Source organism: Gilliamella sp. wkB18 (genome assembly GCF_001690875.1).
Lineage (GTDB): Bacteria > Pseudomonadota > Gammaproteobacteria > Enterobacterales > Orbaceae > Gilliamella > Gilliamella apicola_A.
Genome location: NZ_LZHM01000071.1, coordinates 1 through 1,508, shown reverse-complemented (window position 1 = coordinate 1,508; position 1,508 = coordinate 1). Strand labels below are relative to the sequence as shown.

At 33.5% G+C, this 1,508-nt stretch carries 3 protein-coding genes; all 3 read left to right on the top strand.

The window, feature by feature from the left end; all coding sequences use genetic code 11:
- On the top strand, positions 1–240 hold a 240-nt coding region (locus A9G48_RS07520; protein WP_176702008.1), incomplete at its 5' end, for a DUF2345 domain-containing protein.
- Positions 240–1,073 (top strand): DUF4123 domain-containing protein, encoded by an 834-nt coding sequence (locus A9G48_RS07515; RefSeq protein WP_034948071.1) that lies wholly within the window; start codon positions 240–242, stop codon positions 1,071–1,073. The genes A9G48_RS07520 and A9G48_RS07515, both read left to right, overlap by 1 nt.
- A gap of 9 nt (positions 1,074–1,082) precedes the next feature.
- Positions 1,083–1,508 (top strand): toxin VasX (locus A9G48_RS07510; protein ID WP_218057846.1); only part of this gene is annotated, 426 nt, incomplete at its 3' end.

Here is a 1,508-nt window from a genome sequence, read left to right as displayed (position 1 = left end):
GTGGGTAAAAAAATAAAAACCGCCAGTGAAAAAATCACCTTAATTTGTGGCGGTTCATACATAAAAATCAGCGAAGAAGGCATTGAACTGGGCACGCAGGATAATGTCTATCTTAAGTGTAATGTCATGCAGAAAATGGGAACAGCACAAAAAAATATTCAAAACGAATTACCGTCCATTTGTAAGGGGGTACAACAAGACAGTGCTGAAAAACATGCCATCATTGTGGAAAGAAAGTAATGATTAAAACCATATTAGACGAAGAAATAAATCACGTTATTGCTAAGCAAATTCAGCAACTGGGTAAAATGTATTTATTAGTTGATCCCCAAATCAACGATAATTTTTTCTTCGATAATTATTTCGAATTTGAAACAATCGTACCGATTCGTGATAGGCAAGATACCGTATCACAAGATCATGAATGCTTGCAGCTCTGTGCCATACCTAAACAAGCAACCTATATCAAACAGCTTATTATCGAAATAAAAAATAAAAAATCGGCAGCGATAGCGCTTATTGCTTCACCTTATTCGATTAAATATATACAAAATCACCTTAGTAATGCGATGTTGATGTCATACAATGGAAACAACTATCTTTTACGGTTTTATGATCCACAGGTTTTAAAACATTTAATTGAAATATTGGATCAAGAGCAATTAAATAACCTATTAGGTTGTATTGAATATTGGAATTACTGGCAAGATAGCTACACCCAATTGCATCATAAACCTAAATTAATCTTATCGGATATCAAATATAAGCTATCACCCAAACAATGGCAAAAAATCAAAATAGCACAAGTTTACAACACTTATGAATATCAGCTAGTCAAACAACAACAAAAACCTTTATCCAACACAGAGCAACGTACATTAAAAAAACTATTAGATTGGACATATAAAGTAACATTTTATCGACCTAACCAACAAAAAATGGACGTGATTATTCATTATGCAATGGCACAACCTGAGCAATTTTTCAGACAAATTAATGATGATTTATTATTTGAATTAATGACAAACCAAAACATCAATCAACTTGAACAATATTTAAAGAATTTAGATTAGGAATAAAACATGACAAATCTGGAAAGCTTAGTTAGTTTAATATTAGCAGCAAAAATCAAGCAAAACGATTCAGGCAAACGATGCCCCAAATGTCAAGAAAAGGAAGGTGACTTAATTGTACTGCCAACTCGCTTATCAATTTCTGGCTTTATGGGTAAAAACAAAACACTTAAACATAATCTTAAAGCAGACGTTGAACTGCCGCCTTTACCTGATTTTGCTCAACAAATGGTATCGAATTTGCCATTGGAACACTCAAAATATTGCATACAAATGTTAAGGCAAGGCTATTTATATGTCCTTGTCGATTACAAAAGTGGCGAAAAAAAATGGCGTGCTTTTACCTCAAGCCCGACGGGTTGCTTAGTAGAATATAACGATATAAACAAAGTACCAAACACGCCACCAACCTATAGCTGTAACATTGCTACAGAC